Source organism: Roseovarius sp. JB2-10, assembly GCF_055693585.1.
Map to the genome: position 1 here is coordinate 936,795 of NZ_CM146337.1, position 17,972 is coordinate 954,766.

Sequence of the window (17,972 nt, forward strand, 5' to 3'; positions counted from 1 at the left end):
GGGAATGAATCAGGCAGCCATGTGGCAGCCTCGTGTATTAGGCAAGACGACCGTGACAGTGTTTGAACTTTTTTCCGGACCCACACGGGCAGGTTTCGTTGCGCCCCGGGTTGCCCCAGGTAGATGGATCATCCTCAACAAAGCCATTTGCCGCCACGGCAGGGTTGCCGACAGGTGCGCCCGCTGCCGCCGCTGCTTCTTCCATCGCGGCGCGTTGCTCGGCCACCTGCGCCAGCATTTGCTCTTGTTCTTCTTCCGTCATTGGTCTGATTTGTCCCAGTTTCTGGGTCACATCCTGACGCAAAGTATCCAGCATGGTTTCAAAGAGTTGAAACGCCTCGTTCTTGTATTCATTGAGCGGATCGCGCTGTGCATATCCCCGGAAACCGACAACGCTGCGCAGATGCTCCAATGTCAGCAAATGCTCGCGCCACTTGGTATCAATGGTTTGCAGCAGGATCTGTTTTTCGATCATGCGCATGTTTTCTGAGCCAAACTGCGCTGCCTTTTGCGCCATCATCTCATCGGCGGATTTTTCAAGACGCTCAGCAATTTCTTCGTCGTCTACACCCTCTTCCGCGGCCCATTCATCAACGGGCACGTCCAGACTAAGCTGCTCGATAACCGAGGCTTTCAGCCCTTCCACGTCCCACTGGTCTGCATATGATTTCGGCGGCATATGCGTATCCACAAGGTCATCGATAACCTCGTTCCGCATGTCCTGAACGATCTCCGAAAGGTCGGACGTTTCCATAATGTCGAGGCGCTGCTTGAAGATCACTTTGCGCTGTTCGTTCATCACGTCGTCAAACTTGAGAAGCTGCTTGCGAATATCGAAGTTGCGGCCTTCAACCTTGGCTTGCGCGCGTTCCAGCGATTTGTTGACCCATGGGTGAATGATCGCTTCACCCTCTTTCATACCCAGACCGGACAGGACTTTCTCCAGCCGCTCTGAGCCAAAGATACGCATCAGATCATCATCAAGGCTCAGGAAAAAAGCCGAAAGTCCCGGATCGCCCTGACGCCCGGACCGACCGCGCAGCTGGTTATCGATCCGACGGCTTTCGTGCCGTTCGGTCGCAAGGACAAACAGACCACCGGCCTCCAATACCGTTTCCTTCTCGCCCGCATGTTCAGCTTCGATCTTTTGATGAAGCGCTTCCGGATCAGCGTCCGGATTTTCCGCCAGCGCTTCCATCACCTTCATATCCACATTGCCGCCCAACTGTATGTCTGTCCCGCGACCAGCCATGTTGGTCGCGATCGTAACGGCATTCAGTTTACCGGCATCCGCAACGATCTGAGCTTCCTGTTCATGTTGGCGTGCGTTCAGAACGTTGTGTTTGACGTTGGCGGACGTCAGCAACTGGCTGAGCAGTTCCGATTTTTCGATCGAGGTTGTACCCACAAGGATCGGCTGACCTTTGGCATGTGCTTCCTGAATCGATTCGATGATGGCTTTGTATTTATCCTCGGCATTGCGATAGACGGCATCGTCGCGATCAACCCGAGCGATTGGCTTGTTGGTCGGTACTTCGACCACGCCCAAACCATAGATCTCTGAAAATTCCTCTGCCTCGGTCGCGGCCGTCCCGGTCATACCAGACAGACGGTTATAGAGCCGGAAATAATTCTGGAACGTAACCTGCGCCATCGTGACGTTTTCAGGTTGGATATCACAGCCTTCTTTGGCCTCAATCGCCTGGTGCAAGCCCTCCGACAATCGTCGTCCGGTCATCATGCGGCCGGTGAATTCATCGATCAGAACAACTTCGCCATCGCGCACGATATAATCCTTGTCACGTGAAAACATCTTGTGTGCGCGCAGACCCTGATTGACGTGGTGTACGATCGTCGTGCTCTCCGGATCGTAAAGTGACTGACCTTCCGGCAGCAGTTCCTTTTCCAGCAACAGAGCTTCCAGAAACTCATTACCTTCATCGGTAAAGGAGGCACTGCGCGCCTTTTCATCAATCGTGTAATGCTCTTCCGACAGTTCAGGGATCACCTTGTCGATGGCAACATAGAGATCACTACGGTCCTGAGCGGGCCCCGAAATGATTAGGGGGGTCCGCGCTTCGTCGATCAGAATACTGTCAACTTCGTCGACGACGGCAAAATTATGCCCGCGCTGGTGCATTTCCTCGAGATTGGACTTCATATTGTCGCGCAGATAGTCGAAGCCCAGTTCGTTGTTGGTTGCATAAGTAACATCGGCGCCATAGGCCGCTTGCTTTTCACTGTCAGGCTGCTGTGGGTAAACAACGCCTGTCGTCATTCCCAATGCTTCGTAGACTTTGCCCATCCAGGCCGCATCACGCTTGGCCAGGTAGTCGTTGACCGTGACGATGTGCACGCCTTTACCTGAAAGCGCATTCAAATAAGACGGGAAGGTCGCCACAAGCGTCTTCCCTTCACCCGTCTTCATTTCGGATATGTTGCCCTGATGCAGGAAAATTCCGCCCATCAACTGCACATCAAACGCACGCAAGCCCAAGGCACGACGCGCACCTTCGCGGCAATTGGCAAAAGCTTCAGGCAACAGATCATCAAGGCTTTCGCCCTCTGCCACGCGTTTTTGAAATTCGCGTGTCTTTTCAATCAAGCCTTCATCGCTCAGCGCTTCGAATTCTGGCTCAAGCGCATTGATCTTGTCGACCAAAGGCTGTGTTGCTTTAATTTTGCGGTCATTCGGGGTGCCGAAAATCTTTTTGGCGACTGTTCCGATACCCAGCATGTTTTATCCGTTCCGGTCATTTGACAATACGTGAAAGGCATTCGCTTGCCCCGCATTCCGCACCACCGTACAACGAGGGTAAGATAGCGAGTATGCCTTCATCTTAAGGCGATGTAAGGGGCCGTTGGTACAGTGTCAACGTCGCGGTCCCACGCGAAATCCATAGCAGTGTCCACAAAGGAAGAATACCATGTTCAACCGCCCGCGGATTCTGGCAACGGCTGTGACCGTCGCCGCTCTTGCATTCACCATCCCTGCCCAGGCGCAGGATGAGCCTACGGCTGCCACAGTCGTGGCCAAAGTTGGCGATACCGAAATCACACTGGGCCACATGCTTGCGCTGCGGTCAGGTCTGCCGCCCCATTACAATGAGTTGCCGGACGAGGTCCTGTTCAACGGCATCCTGGATCAACTCATCCAACAGACATTGCTGATGCAGGTGGTCGGCGACGAGCCTGCGTTGATGACGCGGCTGAGGATCGAAAACGAACGCCGCGCCATTTTGGCATCAGAAGCCATTGAAAACATCACAAATCAGCCTTTGGATGAAGCGCAGCTACAAGCAGCGTTCGACGCGAACTATGCCGGGCAAACGCCCGAATCCGAGTATCATGCCGCCCATATCCTTGTAGAAACTGAAGAAGAGGCAAAGGCGATCATCACAGAGCTTGAGGATGGCGCCAATTTCGCAAACCTCGCCCAAAACCGCTCCACAGGTCCTTCCGGGCCAAATGGCGGTGATCTGGGCTGGTTTGGCGCTGGCGTAATGGTCGAGGCATTCTTCACCGCCGTCCAGGCGCTGGGGGACGGCGAGGTATCTCCACCGGTTGAGACGCAATTTGGCTGGCATGTGATTAAGCTGATTGAAACGCGCGAAACCGTCATTCCAACCCTTGATCAGGTGCGCGAGCAACTCGAAGAGGATATCCGGGAAACACAGTTTCAAGACCTGCTAAAAGAACGCGAAGCACAAACCGAAATTGACCGCACCGGTGCAGATGCTATCAATCAGGCAGTGATTAAGAGTTCTGATATTCTGGAGAAATAGCCATGGGCGCAACGCCTCCCCGGTCCCCTCTCGCGCCTGATGTCTTTCCGGACTTGCCAGAAATTGCTGGCGTGGAATTTGCCGTGACTGAGGCGGGCATCAAATATCGCGACCGCCCTGACGTGATGCTTGCGAAGCTGGCAAAGGGGACAACCATTGCCGGTGTGTTCACGCGTTCTGTTACCCGCTCCGCCGCCGTTTTGGACTGCCAGGACAAGATTGGTCTTTCATCCAAGGATGGGGCGGCCATTTTGGTAAATTCCGGCAACGCAAACGCGTTTACCGGTCGTCACGGCATGGCATCGGTGAAAGCGCTTACAGAAACGACAGCCAAGGCTTTGGGTGTTCCGGAAAACCGCGTTCTGACCTCTTCGACCGGGGTCATAGGCGAACCTCTGCCCCATGACATGATCACAACAAAACTGAACCAGTTGACCAAAGGTTTGTCAGCGGGCGGTATCAGCGATGCAGCGCGCGCCATCATGACCACTGACACGTTTCCAAAAGGGTCGCAAACCACAGTGACGGTTGACGGCCAGAAGATCCGGATCGCTGGAATCGCCAAGGGTTCGGGCATGATCGCGCCGGATATGGCAACCATGCTGGTATACATCTTCACCGATGCGCTGGTGGATCAGGCCGTGCTGCAATCCATGGTCAGCGCGCTAAATCGAAAAACCTTCAATTGCATCACCGTCGACAGCGACACATCAACGTCTGACACGTTGTTGGTTGCTGCCACCGGCGCCTCGGGCATCCGCATCACCGAAAGCAGCCTCGGCTTTATGGAAGGCTTGCGTCAGGTCATGCTGGATCTGGCGCACCAGGTGGTCCGCGACGGTGAGGGAGCGACCAAGTTTGTCGCCGTGTCCGTCACCGGTGCTGCCAGCGACGAAGAGGCACGCACCCACGCGTTGGCCATCGCTAACTCTCCGTTGGTGAAAACCGCCATCGCGGGCGAAGACCCGAATTGGGGGCGGGTTGTCATGGCCATCGGGAAATCTGGCGCGCGGGCAGATCGCGATATGCTGTCGATCCGTTTTGGCGACATCCTTGTCGCGAGCGAAGGCTGGGTCAGCCCGGATTATGACGAAAGTGCTGCCGCCACCTATATGAAAAACCAGGAGCTCGAAATTCACGTCGATCTCGGCCTGGGCGGCGGAACAGCCGTGGTCTGGACCTGCGATCTGACTCATGGCTACATCACCATCAACGCTGACTACCGCTCATGAAGACCGTTCTGGTGTCTGCGGTTGCGTTGATCGATGTCGACGGGCGCATCCTTCTGGCGCAACGACCTGAAGGGAAATCCATGGCAGGACTGTGGGAGTTTCCCGGCGGCAAAGTCGAGCCCGGCGAAACGCCCGAAGCTGCGTTGATCCGAGAGTTACAGGAGGAGCTTGGCATCGATACGTGGGCCAGCTGCCTTGCACCGCTGACCTTTGCAAGCCACAGCTATGAAACGTTCCACCTGCTGATGCCGCTCTTTGTCTGTCGCAAATGGGAAGGACAACCCCAAGGCAAAGAGGGCCAAACACTGAAATGGGCCCGTCCCGGTGACCTGCGCGACTACCCAATGCCACCTGCAGATATCCCCCTGATCCCTATCCTGCGTGACTGGCTCTAGTTAAGCGGAATATTAAAGATCCGGTTTAAGCCCAATGCAAACGCGTATGACGGGCCAAAATCTTCCGGGCTCAATGTTGGTTTCTCCTAACAAAGAAGGCCAAACCTCGTGGCTACAAGCATCCACGCTCATGTTGAGTGCCTTGCGCAAATTCGAGACTTCCGTGCTCATCAAAGCCTATGAAAACGTACATTCGAATATTACAGGGAAAACGGCTGGCTTCGCGAGAAAATATTTCACGTCCTAAGACCACTTCGCCCTGATGTTGGCTCCAAACTTGAGAGCTTGGTATGTATTCGAACCCGGCATCATTCAGCTTTTCAAAAACATCTTCTCGCTGTTCACCTAAAGCGAATTGCGCTGGAATAAGAGCAACACGTTCCCCCCAGCCATATGGTTGTTTATCATTTCTGATCTCGTTGACTATGGGATTGAAGAGTAGATCAAAACGCTTGAAGGAGTTGAGCAGACTTAAACCGACCAAAACAAGAAGGACCGCAATTATTCCAAAGCTTACTTTAAGTACTCTACGCAGCTTCAAGACCAATAACCCCGCTCGTTAGCCGCCCCCTACGCGATCGATAACTATCTATTCGCTCTGGGTTTGGACGGCAACTTCGTCCGCATTCCGTACCTAGACCACAAAAACCAAGTCTCCGATCAACGAAAAAGGGCCGGAAGAACCGGCCCTTTTCAATCAGAATAACCTTGAAATCACTCAAGCGTACGTTCGATTTCCTCACGCTCAAAGATTTCGATCACGTCATTGGCGCGAATATCGTCGTAGTTCTCAAACGCCATGCCGCATTCCTGACCGGACTGAACCTCAGGCACCTCATCCTTGAAACGCTTGAGCGTTTTCAGGGTGCCTTCGTGGATCACAACATCGTCGCGCAGAAGGCGTACACCGGCCGAGCGGCGCGCAACCCCTTCGGTTACCAGACAGCCAGCAACCTTGCCGACGCCTGTGACCTTGAAGACCTCTTTGATCTGCGCATATCCGATGAAGTTTTCGCGGATTTCCGCGCCCAACAGACCCGACGCCGCAGCTTTCACATCATCAACCAAATCGTAGATCACCGAATAATACCGGATCTCGACACCCTTTTGATTGGCGCTGTTGCGCGCGGGTGTATTTGCCCGAACGTTAAAGCCAAAGACGGGTGCGCCCGAGGCTTCCGCCAGACCGATATCGGATTCCGTGATTGCCCCGACGCCCGAATGCAGCACGCGAACGCGCACTTCTTCGTTGCCGATTTTTTCCATCGCCTGAACGATCGCCTCAGCGGAGCCCTGCACATCGGCCTTGACCAATATCGGCATCTCCGACACGTTTTCGTTTTCCTTGGCGTTGGCCATCAACTGTTCAAGTGACGTGGCCGCACCCGCAGCAGCGCGGCGGTCTTTGGCGGCCTTTTCGCGGTATTCAGCGATTTCGCGGGCTTGGGCGTCGGTTGAGACAACGTTCAACACGTCGCCCGCTTCCGGCGTGCCGTTCAGACCCAGAACCTCAACAGGCACTGAAGGACCAGCCTCCTCCACGCGGTCACCACGGTCATTGATCAGCGCGCGGACTTTACCGTATTGCTCACCCACAACGAAAATATCGCCCTGACGCAGCGTGCCGTTCTGAACCAGAACCGTTGCCACAGGCCCACGACCCACATCCAGTTGCGCCTCGATCACGGCCCCTTCAGCGGCGCGATTCGGGTTGGCCTTCAGCTCAAGAATTTCGGCTTGCAGCGCAATCGCTTCCAGCAAAGCATCAAGCCCCTGACCGGTTGCGGCGGACACTTCCACATCCTGAACCTCACCCGACATGGCTTCGACGATCACTTCATGACGCAAAAGATCCGAACGCACTTTGTCCGGGTCCGCCGCCGGGAGATCAACCTTGTTGATTGCGACGATCATCGGCACTTCGGCCGCCTTTGCGTGGTTAATCGCCTCGATGGTCTGCGGCATCACGGCATCGTCTGCCGCGACAACCAACACAACGATATCGGTCACCTGGGCACCACGCGCGCGCATCGACGTAAACGCCGCGTGGCCGGGTGTGTCGAGGAAACTCAGCACAGTGCCGCCATCGGTGGTCACCTGATACGCGCCGATATGCTGCGTAATGCCGCCCGCCTCGCCAGCAACAACCTTGGCGTCGCGAATGGCGTCCAGAAGCGACGTCTTACCATGGTCAACATGGCCCATGATGGTGATCACGGGCGGACGCGCCTCGAGGTCTTCTTCCTTGTCTTCAACCTGATCAATTACGTCTTCGACGTCAGCGTCACTTACGCGCACAACGTTATGACCAAACTCTTCGATGATCAGTTCCGCCGTATCCGCATCAATCGGTTCGTTCTGCGTGACCATCATACCGTTATTCATCAACGCCTTGACGACATCACCAACGCGTTCCGCCATGCGGTTTGCCAGTTCAGAGACAACAATGGTCTCAGGCAACTGGACTTCACGAACAACCTTTTCGCGCTCAACATTGCCGCCCATCGCCTTTTGACGCGCGCGCTCTTGCTTACGCTTCATCGCAGCAAGCGATTTCTGACGCCCGCCTTCGCCACCCGAAAGCGCCTGGTTCAGGGTCAGCTTACCAGAACGTCGTCCGTCATCACCGCGACCCTTGCCGCGACGTTGCTGATCACGATCCTTGTCTTGCTTGCGTGGTACCGGCGCTGATTTCGCAGGCGCAGAACCACGTTCCTGCGGAGGCGCTGCCGCGGGCTGAGCGGCGGCAGCGGCAGCTTGCTGTGCCGCGGCGACGGCTTCGGCCTTCGCACGTTCATCTGCCTCGGCTTTCGCCTTGGCCCGCTCGGCACGCTCTTGTTCTTCGCGCTCTTTCGCTTCCGCCTCTTCGCGGCGACGCTTACGATCAGCTTCGCGCTCCTGCTCTTCGGCTTCGCGCTTCGCAGCATCCTCTACTTCGCGCTCCTTAGCAGCCTGCAACGCCTTCATCCGGCGTTCCATCTCCGCGTCGGAGATGCCTGCAGGACGTTTGGCCGAGCTGCCCGGTGCCGTGGACTTGGAAGGCACAGCAGAACTGGACGCACCCGCCGCTGGTTTGACGATGCGTTTGCGCTTGGTTTCCACCACGACGTTCTTGGTCCGGCCATGGCTGAAGCTTTGCTTCACATTCCCCGCGCGGGGACCACCACGAACGCCCAGTGTTTTCTTTCCGTCGTTGTCGCTCATCTGCTTCTACTTTCCTTTCCGGCGACTCTCGTCACCGTCCGAGACGCGCAGGCCTTTCAGCCTTGCCGCCTCCTCTACAACACGTTTGGACAAACCACCAGCACCCAGTGCCGCATGCACTGCTGTTTGTCGCCCAAAGGCATGGCCCAGCTCAGCCGCTGTCAGCCAGCCTATGAAACTGCCACCGTAGGGCGTGCTCAGTTTCGATTTTCCCCGTTCCGATCCTTCACTTGCCTGAATCAGAACTTCTGCTTCGTCTTTACTCAGCCAATCCTTGACCCGCTCATATCCGGTCGTAGCACGCCCACCTTTCCGCGTCAGACTGATCAACTCAATCACCCGGCGGGCAAGCATACCTTCCAGCATGTCCGACAGCCCATCCGGTACGGTGACCGTCTGTTTGGCGGCACGGGCAAAAAGACCCTTCGTCGCGGCCTTGTCGACAGCAGCCCGATCCGCAGCAACCCATATGCCACGACCCGGCAGTTTCTCGGCAAGATCAGGCGCAATCTGCCCGTCCGGACCCACGGCAAAGCGGATGAGGCCATGTTTTGGCTGCACCTCACCCGTGGCAATGCACTTGCGATCAGGACCGTCAGATCGGTCTTTGGGTTGCCCAGCGCGACCCATCAGGTGCCTCCGAGGCCTGATAAATCAGGCCTCAGCCTCCTGCTCTTCGCCATCAACGGCTTCTTCGTCGGCTTCATCAGCCTCCAAGTCAGCGGGATCGACCCACCCCAGCATTACCCGTGCGGTCATCACCATGTTTTGCGCTTCCTCAAGCGACACATCAAAGGGTTCCAGAATGCCATCATCCTTGACGCGCTCACCATCATTGGTGGTCCAACCACCGGCAAGCTCCCAATCGGCGCATGTGGCGAAATCTTCAAGCGATTTAACACCATCTTCAGCCAGCGCCTGAATCATTTGGGGTGTCAGACCCTCAAATTCAACCAGACTGTCTTCGACACCCAGCTCACGGGCTTTATCAAGCGCCGCCTTGGCTTGGGCATCCAGCACATCACGGGCACGCGCCTGCAATTCATTGGCCGTGTCTTCGTCAACACCATCGATCACCAGAAGCTCGTCCAACTCGACATAGGCGACTTCTTCGAGGTTGGTGAAGCCTTCCGAAACCAGCAACTGAGCAAAAAACTCGTCCAGGTCCAATGTGTCCATGAAAAGCTTCGTACGCTCTTCGAATTCACGCTGACGACGCTCCGAATCCTCGGCCTCGGTCATGATGTCGATGTCCAAACCGGTCAATTGACTGGCCAGACGCACGTTTTGACCGCGACGGCCAATGGCCAGGCTCAACTGCTCTTCAGGCACCACGACTTCGATCCGCTCGGCCTCTTCGTCCAGAACAACCTTGCTCACCTCGGCGGGCTGCAGCGCGTTCACAAGGAACGTTGGCTGATCTTCGTTCCATGGGATAATATCGATCTTTTCGCCCTGAAGCTCGTTCACGACCGCCTGCACGCGACTACCGCGCATACCCACACAGGCGCCCACAGGGTCAATCGAGTTGTCATAGCTGATCACCGCAATCTTGGCGCGGCTACCAGGATCACGGGCCACGGCCTTAATCTCGATGATACCGTCATAGATCTCTGGCACTTCCATTTTGAACAGTTCCGCCATGAATTCCGGCGCAGTGCGGCTCAGGAAAATCTGCGGGCCACGAGCCTCGCGACGCACGTCCTTGATGTAACAGCGGATGCGGTCGTTCGGGCGATATGATTCGCGGCCGATCTTCTCGTTCCGGCGCAAAATCGCTTCGCCACGACCCACATCAACGATGACGTTGCCATATTCCTCGCGTTTGACCTGACCATTGATGATAGTACCTGCGCGATCCTGAAACTCTTCGAATTGCCGATCACGTTCCGCTTCGCGCACTTTCTGCAAAATCACCTGTTTGGCAGATTGCGCTGCGATCCGGCCCATATCCACGGGCGGCACTTCTTCAACGAATTGATCACCAACCGCCGGGTTTTCCAAATACTGCTTGGCTTGCTCAACCGTGAACTCGGCCTGGTAGTTTTCCAATTCTTCGTCTTCAACAACAGTGCGTACACGGGTGAATGTGGCCTTGCCGGTCTTGCGGTCGATGCTGACACGAATGTCCATTTCGGCGCCGTAGCGGCTCTTGGCGGCGCGGGCGAGGCTCTCTTCCATCGCTTCGATCACGAGGCTCGGCTCGATCATCTTTTCGCGGGCCACGGCCTCAGCGGTTTGCAACAGCTCAAGCTGGTTGGCGGATGTAATTGCCATTCTCTCAGTCCTCCTCAGAACCGGTTTCGGTCTCTATTTCGTCAAACGCGTCTTCGTCTATAACGCCTGCGGCTTTGCGCTGGCGCAGCATTTCCTTGATCAGCTCATCGGTCAGAACCAGTTTGGCTTCGGCCAACCAGTCAAATTCCAGACCGATGGTGCCTTCTTCCAGGTTGATCAACACCTCGGTGCCTTCAACGCCAGCCAACACACCTTTAAATCGCTTACGCCCGTCGATCAGATCAGCAGTTTCAAGTTTCGCCTCATAACCCTCAAATGCTTCAAAATGTTTGAGCCGTGTCAAAGGCCGGTCGATACCCGGCGACGACACTTCGAGCGTGTAGGCTTCGGTAATCGGGTCTTCCACATCCAGTACCGCACTGACAGCCGTGCTGATCTGCGCGCATTCATCCACCTCAATCCCGCCATCCGGACGTTCGGCCATGATCTGCAGCGTATGGGATTTGCCTCCCATCAGACGCACGCGCACCAGCTCAAACCCCATATCTTCGATGACGGGGGTGATGATCTCGGCCATGCGGCGGTCAATCGCTGCTTTTGCAATCAGATCGTTGGTCATGTGGTCCTGAACAGGTGTGACTAAGGCACAAAAAAACGGGCGCGCGGCCCGTTGAAAATCTCCGGTGGAGCTTTCGGTGTGGACCCGTAAGCGCCGCTGTTGAAGGGGATATAACGAGCCTGTCATGAGTCTGCAAGGCCTGTGTTTCAATGTCCTTTGATTGAATTCTGAATTCCAGTTTCGCTCAATCATGAAACTGGCGATAAATTAGAGGTAGATCATGGCTTTGAAACCATACGCAGTGCATGGCTTGAGTGATCGACATATCAAAGTGTGGTGTCAAAAATCGCCCCAAGGCATTGTTGCCCCCTAAACTGACGACATTGTATTCCGCATCAACCGGTCCAACGCGGACGACCAAGAGCGTCAGTTGGTAACTGGCGTTTAAGGCTTGCGCGCCAACCGGTCCATGACGCTCACGAGCTCAGCACTGATTCCCGGTTCAGAAAGGGCGTGGCCTGCAACGGGAATCATCCGCAGATCGGCCTTTTCGCCCCAGGCTTGCGCCAATCGATACGCGGTGCGCGGAGGGCAAATCATGTCGAACCGACCCTGCACAATGGTGCCGGGAATATGCGCGATTTTGTCGATCTGATCCAAAATCTGCCCGTCATACTCCAGAAATCCGGCATGGGTAAAATAGTGGTTTTCCAACCGGGCAAAGGCGCGTGCGTATTCTGCCGGACTGTCGCCACCCCTGCCGTTTGACTGCACAGTCGCCACCGCGTTTTCCCATGCAGACCATGCTTTGGCGAATGTTGTCTGGGTGGCGACGTCTTCTGCAAACAGACGTTTATGATAGGCTGCAATCATGTCGCCACGCTCGGCCACCGGGATCAATTCCTGAAACCGGTCCCACGTCTCCGGCCAGAAATGCCCAGCGGCACCACCATAAAACCAATCCAGCTCGGCCTGGGTCATCATGAAAACCCCGCGCAACACCAATTGGGTCACACGATCAGGATGCGCTTGCGCATAGATCAATGCCAGAGTCGCGCCCCAGCTACCCCCAAAAACGATCCACTTCTTAATCCCGAAATGGTGTCTGATCTGTTCGATATCGGCCACCAGATGCCAGGTCGTGTTCGCCTCAACACTGGCATGGGGTTTGGACCGACCACAGCCACGCTGATCAAAGAGCACGATCCGGTAAACCTTGGGGTCAAAATAGCGTCGCATCGCCGGGCTGCACCCGCCGCCTGGACCGCCATGCAGAACCACCACCGGCTTGCCGTCCGGATTGCCGGATTGTTCGACATAAACCTTGTGCCCGTCGCCCACATCCATCATCTGCCGGTCGAAAGGTTCAACCGGCGGGTACAAATACTGGACTGCGCTCTTTTGGCCTGAGAATTTGTCCATGATCGTCCTATATAATGGGCAACACCATCAAGAACCCATGGAGAGCAGAATGCAAGCCGCTCAAACAACGATTGATCCAGACGAGATCGCCAAATTTGAGGCGATGGCCGCGGAGTGGTGGGATCCGACCGGAAAATTTAAGCCGCTTCACATGCTCAACCCGTGCCGGCTGGACTATATCACAAGCCAAATTTCAGCGGAATTTGACCGGGATCTGAACGCGCCAGCACCTTTCAAGGGGTTGCGTATTCTGGACATCGGCTGTGGCGGCGGTTTGTTGAGCGAACCGATGGCGCGTTTGGGTGCGGACGTTGTCGGGGCCGATGCAGCCGCACGCAATATCCCCGTTGCGCAAGTTCATGCCGAGCAATCCGGTCTGACCATAGATTACCGGCACACGACGGCCGAAGACATGGCTGATGCGGGCGAAAAGTTCGATGCGATTTTGAACATGGAAGTCGTGGAGCACGTGGCGGACCCCCTGACTTATCTGACCGCGTGCCAACGGCTGTTGAAACCAGGCGGTATTCATCTGTGTTCGACCATCAACCGCAACGCCAAAAGTTTTGCGATGGCGATCGTCGGTGCGGAATATGTCATGCGGTGGCTGCCGAAGGGCACCCATGAATGGAACAAGTTCATAACGCCCGACGAACTTTACGAACTACTCAAAAGCGCAGGGTTAGAGCCTGTTGACCGCAAGGGGTTTGTCTTCAATCCCGTCCTATGGTCGTGGTCGCTTTCACCGCGCGACCTGAGCGTCAACTATGTCACCACCAGCCTGAAGCCAGCGACATCTTAGTCCTTGGCTTCAAGCCGCAGGCGTAAGTCGCGCATCACTGGCAGTGTCGCGCGTACGTTTTCTTCGCCCAAATCCGCCACCATGTCTGAAATCATCGGTGTGATGGCATCCAATGCCGCTTCGCGGGCTGTGCGTCCTGCCGGGCTTATGGCGACCATCTTGCGACGCGCATCATCCCAGTCGGGTCTGATATGGATGTATCCCGCCAGTTCAAGCTTACTGAGCGTGTTGGTCATGGCCCCACGCGTGACATGAAAACTCTTGGCCAACTGGGCCGGACTGCGCTCGTCATTGAGGCGCGCCAGATGGTTCAACACCGAAAAGTGCGACACTTCCATGCCTTTCGGCAACACCCGGCTCAGCCGGTTTCGGATCAGTTGGTCATTGGTCAGAATTTCACTGAACAATGCCACCGCCAGTGAATTCCTCGTGTCGTCACTCATTCAAGGGCCGCCAAAATCGGTTCCATGGGACAGGGATGGTATGCGTCCTCGTGCTTTTGCCACTTCGGCGGGGTCCAAATCAACGATAATGATCCCAGGATCACGCCCGCCATCTGCCAAAACACGGCCCCAGGGATCGACAACAAGCGAATGACCGTAAGTTTGGCGCGGTTTTCCAGACGTAGCGGTATGCGTCCCCGTTTGCGCAGGTGCGAGGATGTAACACCCGTTTTCCACGGCACGCGCGCGCAGCAAAACTTCCCAATGCGCGGCGCCAGTGATCGGCGAAAACGCGGACGGCACTGAAATGATATCCGAGCCCGCCTGCGCCAAGCTTCGATAGAGAGTTGGAAATCTGACATCATAGCAAATCGTCAGGCCCAGCTTTAACCCGTCCATCTGCGTCGTCACACCACACTTGCCCGGGCGGTACCCGACCGATTCCCGGTAGCTCTCTGTCGCGGATACATCGACGTCAAACATATGTATCTTGTCGTACCGGGCCGCAATTTCACCAGAAGGTGAGATCAGAAAGGATCGGTTGGCAAAACGACCGTCGGGGTCATCCGTTTTGAGCGCCAACGACCCGATCAGCAGCCAGATACCAAGCTGTTGCGCCTCCTCGCACAACGCCTGCAGCGTGATGTCATCCTTCTGCACCTGCAACACATCCGATTGATGTGCCCGGCTGGTCGATACGCAATTTGTCACCTCAGGCGTCAAAACAAACTGTGCGCCCTGGGATGCCGCGTCGCGGATCATCTTCCGCGTTTCCGTCAGGTTTTCAGTCGAGTTATCGCTGCTATTGAGTTGAAGCAGGGCGACCTTCATCACAATTTACGCCGCCAACAATGCGTCCAGCTTTCCCGCACGGTCCAGCGCATGAAGTTCGTCGCAACCGCCAACATGAACATCTCCGACGAAAATCTGCGGCACAGTACGGCCCCCGTTTGCGCGCTGGATCATCTCCGGCTTCCGGGACGGATTGGTGAAAACGTTGATCTCAGAAAAGTTTATGCCTTTCTGCTTCAACAGACGCTTAGCCGCATGGCAGTAGCCACACATGGGTGAGGTGTAGATTTCAACCTGTTTCATGAGAATCAGTCCTGCAATTGTGTTGGACAGGTATTTAGGTGTCCTTCGCGGCACGCGCTAGGGTCAGTATGCACACATCTTCGGCACCTGCGGCATAACATGCCTGTGTCGCAGCCGAGAGCGTTGCACCCGTCGTCAGCACATCGTCCAGCAAAAGCACGCGCCGCGCGGCTAACATGTGACGACGTTTCGGATGGACCTGAATTGCACCATCTAGCGTCGTAAACCGTGCGTCACGCCCCATGCCTTCCAGAGATTTTGTCCGGTTGGGGCGAACCAAAACGTCCGGGCAATGCAAGAGCCCCGTTTCCGCGGCCAAGGCCTTGGCCAAAAGCACAGATTGGTTAAACCGACGCTTCAAGAGGCGCATCCAATGCAAGGGGATGGGCGCAATCAACGTATTAGGGTTTAGCAGCGGCGCCGCGGTGCGTGCCATCCACTGGCCCGCGGGACGCACAACATCGTGCCGGTCCCCGTGTTTCAAGGCAAGCACCAGTTTTCGACCATTGTCACGATAGAGGAACACGGCGCGTCCTCGGCGCCAGGGCCGTGCGATTTTCAGGCAATCGTCACAAACTTCCGCCGTGCCCGAATCTTCGCCCGGCAAAGGCGAACCACAGATGTCGCAGCATAACCCAGTGATAAACGGCGTGTCGCGCCAACAGGGCCCACACAGACCAAAATCGCTGTCGACCGAAGTGCCGCACATCGTACATTGCGGCGGATAAATCAGGTGTAAGGCTGTTTGAAACCCGCCTGCCATCGCCTTATTGTCCCCGCTATGAGTAATCTGACCGATCGCGCTGTTCTGATCCGCAACCGTCAACGTGCGTTGCGCGCGCAAAAGCCAGCATTGTTTATGCATGAAGCCGCCCGCGACGAACTCAAAGATCGCCTCTTACTGGTTAACAAAACCTTTAGAAACGTCGCGATCGTGACCGGACACCCTGACTTTTGGCAAAGTGCCTTTCCAGATGCGATCTGCATTCCGGATGATGAGACCCTCAATCTGGCGCCAGGTGAATTTGACCTCGTGATCCATGCACTTTGCCTGCATTGGTCCAATGACCCCGTCGGTCAACTGATCCAAATGCGCCGCGCCCTCAAGCCGGATGGCCTTTTTCTGGGCGCTTTGTTTGGGGGAGAGACGCTCAATGAACTTCGCGCATCACTGGGTCAGGCAGAATCAGATCTCTACGGTGGTCTTTCGCCTCGTGTCGCGCCGATGGCCGAAATTCGCGATCTGGGCGCATTGCTGCAACGGGCCGGTTTTGCCTTGCCGGTCGCAGACAATGTACCGCTTAAGGTAAGTTACGAAACGCCGCGCCATCTGATGCATGATTTACGCAATATGGGCGAGACAAATGCCCTTTCCGAACGCCAAAAACGCGGACCTCAGCGGCACCTCTTTGCCCGCGCATCCGAGATATATGCGAAACAGTTTAGCGATGGCGCAGGACGCATCATTGCCAGTTTTGATATGATTTTCCTAACCGGCTGGGCACCTGATGCCAGCCAACCGCAACCCCTTCGTCCCGGGTCCGCCGCCGCCAGGCTTGCTGATGCCCTAGGATCCACCGAAACACCTATAAAAGATTGACGGCGCCGCCTGTACGTCTATGTCGATGTCGAACCCTGCCTGTATCGGACGCCAACCCCTATGCCAGAAGCCAGTCGACCCGTTCCCGCCTCGAGCAATCACCTGCCCGGTGATCACCCCCGGTGAAATCACAAAAGACCGGCATTTTGTTGGCGAATTTGGGGACACCGGACAACACGGATTACTGGTCAATGCGGCGGTACCTGAACGAGTTTTTGTCAGACAAACGCGTGATCGATTACCCCCGCTGGAAGTGGCAGCCTTTGCTGCAACTGGTGATCCTGTCCAAACGACCATTCAGCAGCGGCGCGGCCTACAAATCGATCTGGAACGAGGAAAAGGGTGAAAGCCCGTTGATGACCATCACCCGCGACCAAACCGAAAAAATGGCCCGTACGATGCAAGATCGGTTTGGCGATCAGGTCATGGTCGATTTTTGCATGCGCTACGGTAACCCGTCCACGAAATCCAAGGTTCGCGAGATGGTGGATGCCGGATGTTCCCGTATCCTGTTTTTCCCGCTCTACCCGCATTACGCAGGTGCTACATCTGCGACCGCCAATGATCAGTTCTTTCGCGCCTTGATGGAAGAAACATGGCAACCGACAGCCCGCGTCGTAGAGCCCTATTTTGACAACCCACTTTATATCGAAGCCCTGGCCGCGTCCGTTGAGGAAGCGTATGGCAAGCTGTCACAGCGCCCCGATATTTTGGTGGTTTCCTATCACGGCATGCCCAAACGCTATCTTATGCAAGGTGATCCCTATCACTGTCAGTGTCAGAAAACGACGCGGTTGCTACGAGAACGATTGGGTTGGGATACAACGCAAATCGCAACCACCTTCCAGTCTGTTTTTGGCCCAGAAGAGTGGCTGAAACCTTACACTGTAGAAGAAGTTGCACGACTGGCGCGCGACGACGACAAAAAGAACATCGCGGTGATTGCGCCCGCCTTCTCAGCGGATTGCATCGAAACGCTTGAAGAGATCAATGAAGAGATCAAGGAAAGTTTTGAAGAGGCGGGCGGCGAGACATTTACCTACATTCCCTGCCTGAATGACAGCGATGCCCATATCAAAGCGCTTGCATCAATTGTCGAAGATAATTTGCGCGGTTGGGTGAGCTAAACCCCGAATCGAACCCGCAAAAACAAAAAAGGCAGCGATAACGCTGCCTTTTCCGAATTCGATGTGCCTG

At 55.7% G+C, this 17,972-nt stretch carries 16 protein-coding genes and 1 pseudogene; 6 read left to right on the forward strand and 11 right to left on the reverse strand.

Annotation, left to right across the window (positions count from 1 at the left end):
• Positions 1 to 37 precede the first annotated feature (37 nt).
• A complete protein-coding gene (secA, locus tag ACZ1HJ_RS04695) occupies positions 38 to 2,737 on the reverse strand; it encodes a preprotein translocase subunit SecA (protein WP_472721175.1) in 2,700 nt (899 codons plus the stop codon).
• Between the two features lie 190 nt (positions 2,738 to 2,927).
• Here secA and ACZ1HJ_RS04700 point away from each other — a divergent pair, with 190 nt between their 5' ends.
• From ACZ1HJ_RS04700 to mutT, 3 genes are read left to right on the forward strand one after another with little or no spacing between them, the layout of a single operon-like run.
• Entirely contained in the window at positions 2,928 to 3,785 is an 858-nt protein-coding gene (locus ACZ1HJ_RS04700) for a peptidylprolyl isomerase (RefSeq protein WP_472721176.1), read from the forward strand.
• A 2-nt stretch (positions 3,786 to 3,787) separates the two neighbouring features.
• On the forward strand, positions 3,788 to 5,017 hold the full coding sequence (argJ, locus tag ACZ1HJ_RS04705) for a bifunctional glutamate N-acetyltransferase/amino-acid acetyltransferase ArgJ (RefSeq protein WP_472721177.1): 1,230 nt from the start codon (positions 3,788 to 3,790) through the stop codon (positions 5,015 to 5,017).
• Complete coding sequence (gene mutT, locus ACZ1HJ_RS04710; protein WP_472721178.1) at positions 5,014 to 5,412, forward strand: 8-oxo-dGTP diphosphatase MutT; 399 nt, start codon at positions 5,014 to 5,016, stop codon at positions 5,410 to 5,412. Before argJ ends, mutT begins: the two co-directional genes overlap by 4 nt.
• Positions 5,413 to 5,524: 112 nt before the next feature.
• Here mutT and ACZ1HJ_RS04715 read toward each other — a convergent pair whose 3' ends face one another.
• The 6 genes from ACZ1HJ_RS04715 to pip form a co-directional block, all read right to left on the reverse strand.
• The gene (locus ACZ1HJ_RS04715; RefSeq protein WP_472721179.1) at positions 5,525 to 5,953 is read right to left on the reverse strand and encodes a hypothetical protein; all 429 of its coding nucleotides are present in this window, start codon (positions 5,951 to 5,953) and stop codon (positions 5,525 to 5,527) included.
• A 173-nt stretch (positions 5,954 to 6,126) separates the two neighbouring features.
• Positions 6,127 to 8,616, reverse strand: a complete 2,490-nt coding sequence (gene infB / locus ACZ1HJ_RS04720) for a translation initiation factor IF-2 (RefSeq protein WP_472721180.1) — start codon at positions 8,614 to 8,616, stop codon at positions 6,127 to 6,129.
• Between the two features lie 6 nt (positions 8,617 to 8,622).
• Positions 8,623 to 9,246 (reverse strand): RNA-binding protein, encoded by a 624-nt coding sequence (locus ACZ1HJ_RS04725; RefSeq protein ID WP_472721181.1) that lies wholly within the window; start codon positions 9,244 to 9,246, stop codon positions 8,623 to 8,625.
• A gap of 24 nt (positions 9,247 to 9,270) precedes the next feature.
• Positions 9,271 to 10,893, reverse strand: a complete 1,623-nt coding sequence (gene nusA / locus ACZ1HJ_RS04730; protein WP_472721182.1) for a transcription termination factor NusA — start codon at positions 10,891 to 10,893, stop codon at positions 9,271 to 9,273.
• A gap of 4 nt (positions 10,894 to 10,897) precedes the next feature.
• Positions 10,898 to 11,473, reverse strand: a complete 576-nt coding sequence (rimP, locus tag ACZ1HJ_RS04735; RefSeq protein WP_472721183.1) for a ribosome maturation factor RimP — start codon at positions 11,471 to 11,473, stop codon at positions 10,898 to 10,900.
• Positions 11,474 to 11,857: 384 nt separating this feature from the next.
• Positions 11,858 to 12,835, reverse strand: coding sequence for a prolyl aminopeptidase (gene pip / locus ACZ1HJ_RS04740; protein ID WP_472721184.1), 978 nt, complete (start codon positions 12,833 to 12,835; stop codon positions 11,858 to 11,860).
• Between the two features lie 49 nt (positions 12,836 to 12,884).
• Here pip and ubiG point away from each other — a divergent pair, with 49 nt between their 5' ends.
• Positions 12,885 to 13,637, forward strand: coding sequence for a bifunctional 2-polyprenyl-6-hydroxyphenol methylase/3-demethylubiquinol 3-O-methyltransferase UbiG (gene ubiG / locus ACZ1HJ_RS04745; protein WP_472721185.1), 753 nt, complete (start codon positions 12,885 to 12,887; stop codon positions 13,635 to 13,637).
• Here ubiG and ACZ1HJ_RS04750 read toward each other — a convergent pair.
• From ACZ1HJ_RS04750 to ACZ1HJ_RS04765, 4 genes are read right to left on the reverse strand one after another with little or no spacing between them, the layout of a single operon-like run.
• Positions 13,634 to 14,080 (reverse strand): MarR family winged helix-turn-helix transcriptional regulator, encoded by a 447-nt coding sequence (locus tag ACZ1HJ_RS04750; RefSeq protein ID WP_472721186.1) that lies wholly within the window; start codon positions 14,078 to 14,080, stop codon positions 13,634 to 13,636. The genes ubiG and ACZ1HJ_RS04750 overlap by 4 nt on opposite strands.
• The gene (locus ACZ1HJ_RS04755) at positions 14,081 to 14,911 is read right to left on the reverse strand and encodes a carbon-nitrogen hydrolase family protein (RefSeq protein WP_472721187.1); all 831 of its coding nucleotides are present in this window, start codon (positions 14,909 to 14,911) and stop codon (positions 14,081 to 14,083) included.
• A 6-nt stretch (positions 14,912 to 14,917) separates the two neighbouring features.
• Positions 14,918 to 15,175 carry a glutaredoxin 3 gene (gene grxC, locus ACZ1HJ_RS04760; protein WP_472721188.1) on the reverse strand — a complete coding sequence of 86 codons (258 nt, stop codon included), beginning with the start codon at positions 15,173 to 15,175 and terminating at the stop codon, positions 14,918 to 14,920.
• Between the two features lie 34 nt (positions 15,176 to 15,209).
• Complete coding sequence (locus tag ACZ1HJ_RS04765) at positions 15,210 to 15,938, reverse strand: double zinc ribbon domain-containing protein (protein WP_472721189.1); 729 nt, start codon at positions 15,936 to 15,938, stop codon at positions 15,210 to 15,212.
• Between the two features lie 18 nt (positions 15,939 to 15,956).
• On the opposite strand from ACZ1HJ_RS04765, the gene ACZ1HJ_RS04770 reads away from it, so the two are divergent.
• Both ACZ1HJ_RS04770 and hemH read left to right on the forward strand, forming a co-directional pair.
• Positions 15,957 to 16,775, forward strand: a complete 819-nt coding sequence (locus tag ACZ1HJ_RS04770; protein ID WP_472721190.1) for a methyltransferase domain-containing protein — start codon at positions 15,957 to 15,959, stop codon at positions 16,773 to 16,775.
• A 60-nt stretch (positions 16,776 to 16,835) separates the two neighbouring features.
• Positions 16,836 to 17,902, forward strand: a pseudogene (hemH, locus tag ACZ1HJ_RS04775) (ferrochelatase).
• Positions 17,903 to 17,972: the final 70 nt, after the last annotated feature.

Excerpts from the sequence above, each read along its gene's own strand:
- argJ (WP_472721177.1), top strand. The coding sequence starts at position 3,788 with ATGGGCGCAACGCCTCCCCGGTCCCCTCTCGCGCCTGATGTCTTTCCG.
- ACZ1HJ_RS04765 (WP_472721189.1), bottom strand. The coding sequence starts at position 15,938 with ATGGCAGGCGGGTTTCAAACAGCCTTACACCTGATTTATCCGCCGCAA.
- ACZ1HJ_RS04725 (WP_472721181.1), bottom strand. The coding sequence starts at position 9,246 with ATGGGTCGCGCTGGGCAACCCAAAGACCGATCTGACGGTCCTGATCGC.
- nusA (WP_472721182.1), bottom strand. The coding sequence starts at position 10,893 with ATGGCAATTACATCCGCCAACCAGCTTGAGCTGTTGCAAACCGCTGAG.
- ACZ1HJ_RS04755 (WP_472721187.1), bottom strand. The coding sequence starts at position 14,911 with ATGAAGGTCGCCCTGCTTCAACTCAATAGCAGCGATAACTCGACTGAA.
- pip (WP_472721184.1), bottom strand. The coding sequence starts at position 12,835 with ATGGACAAATTCTCAGGCCAAAAGAGCGCAGTCCAGTATTTGTACCCG.
- infB (WP_472721180.1), bottom strand. The coding sequence starts at position 8,616 with ATGAGCGACAACGACGGAAAGAAAACACTGGGCGTTCGTGGTGGTCCC.
- grxC (WP_472721188.1), bottom strand. The coding sequence starts at position 15,175 with ATGAAACAGGTTGAAATCTACACCTCACCCATGTGTGGCTACTGCCAT.
- ACZ1HJ_RS04750 (WP_472721186.1), bottom strand. The coding sequence starts at position 14,080 with ATGAGTGACGACACGAGGAATTCACTGGCGGTGGCATTGTTCAGTGAA.
- secA (WP_472721175.1), bottom strand. The coding sequence starts at position 2,737 with ATGCTGGGTATCGGAACAGTCGCCAAAAAGATTTTCGGCACCCCGAAT.
- ACZ1HJ_RS04700 (WP_472721176.1), top strand. The coding sequence starts at position 2,928 with ATGTTCAACCGCCCGCGGATTCTGGCAACGGCTGTGACCGTCGCCGCT.
- rimP (WP_472721183.1), bottom strand. The coding sequence starts at position 11,473 with ATGACCAACGATCTGATTGCAAAAGCAGCGATTGACCGCCGCATGGCC.
- ACZ1HJ_RS04770 (WP_472721190.1), top strand. The coding sequence starts at position 15,957 with ATGAGTAATCTGACCGATCGCGCTGTTCTGATCCGCAACCGTCAACGT.
- ubiG (WP_472721185.1), top strand. The coding sequence starts at position 12,885 with ATGCAAGCCGCTCAAACAACGATTGATCCAGACGAGATCGCCAAATTT.
- mutT (WP_472721178.1), top strand. The coding sequence starts at position 5,014 with ATGAAGACCGTTCTGGTGTCTGCGGTTGCGTTGATCGATGTCGACGGG.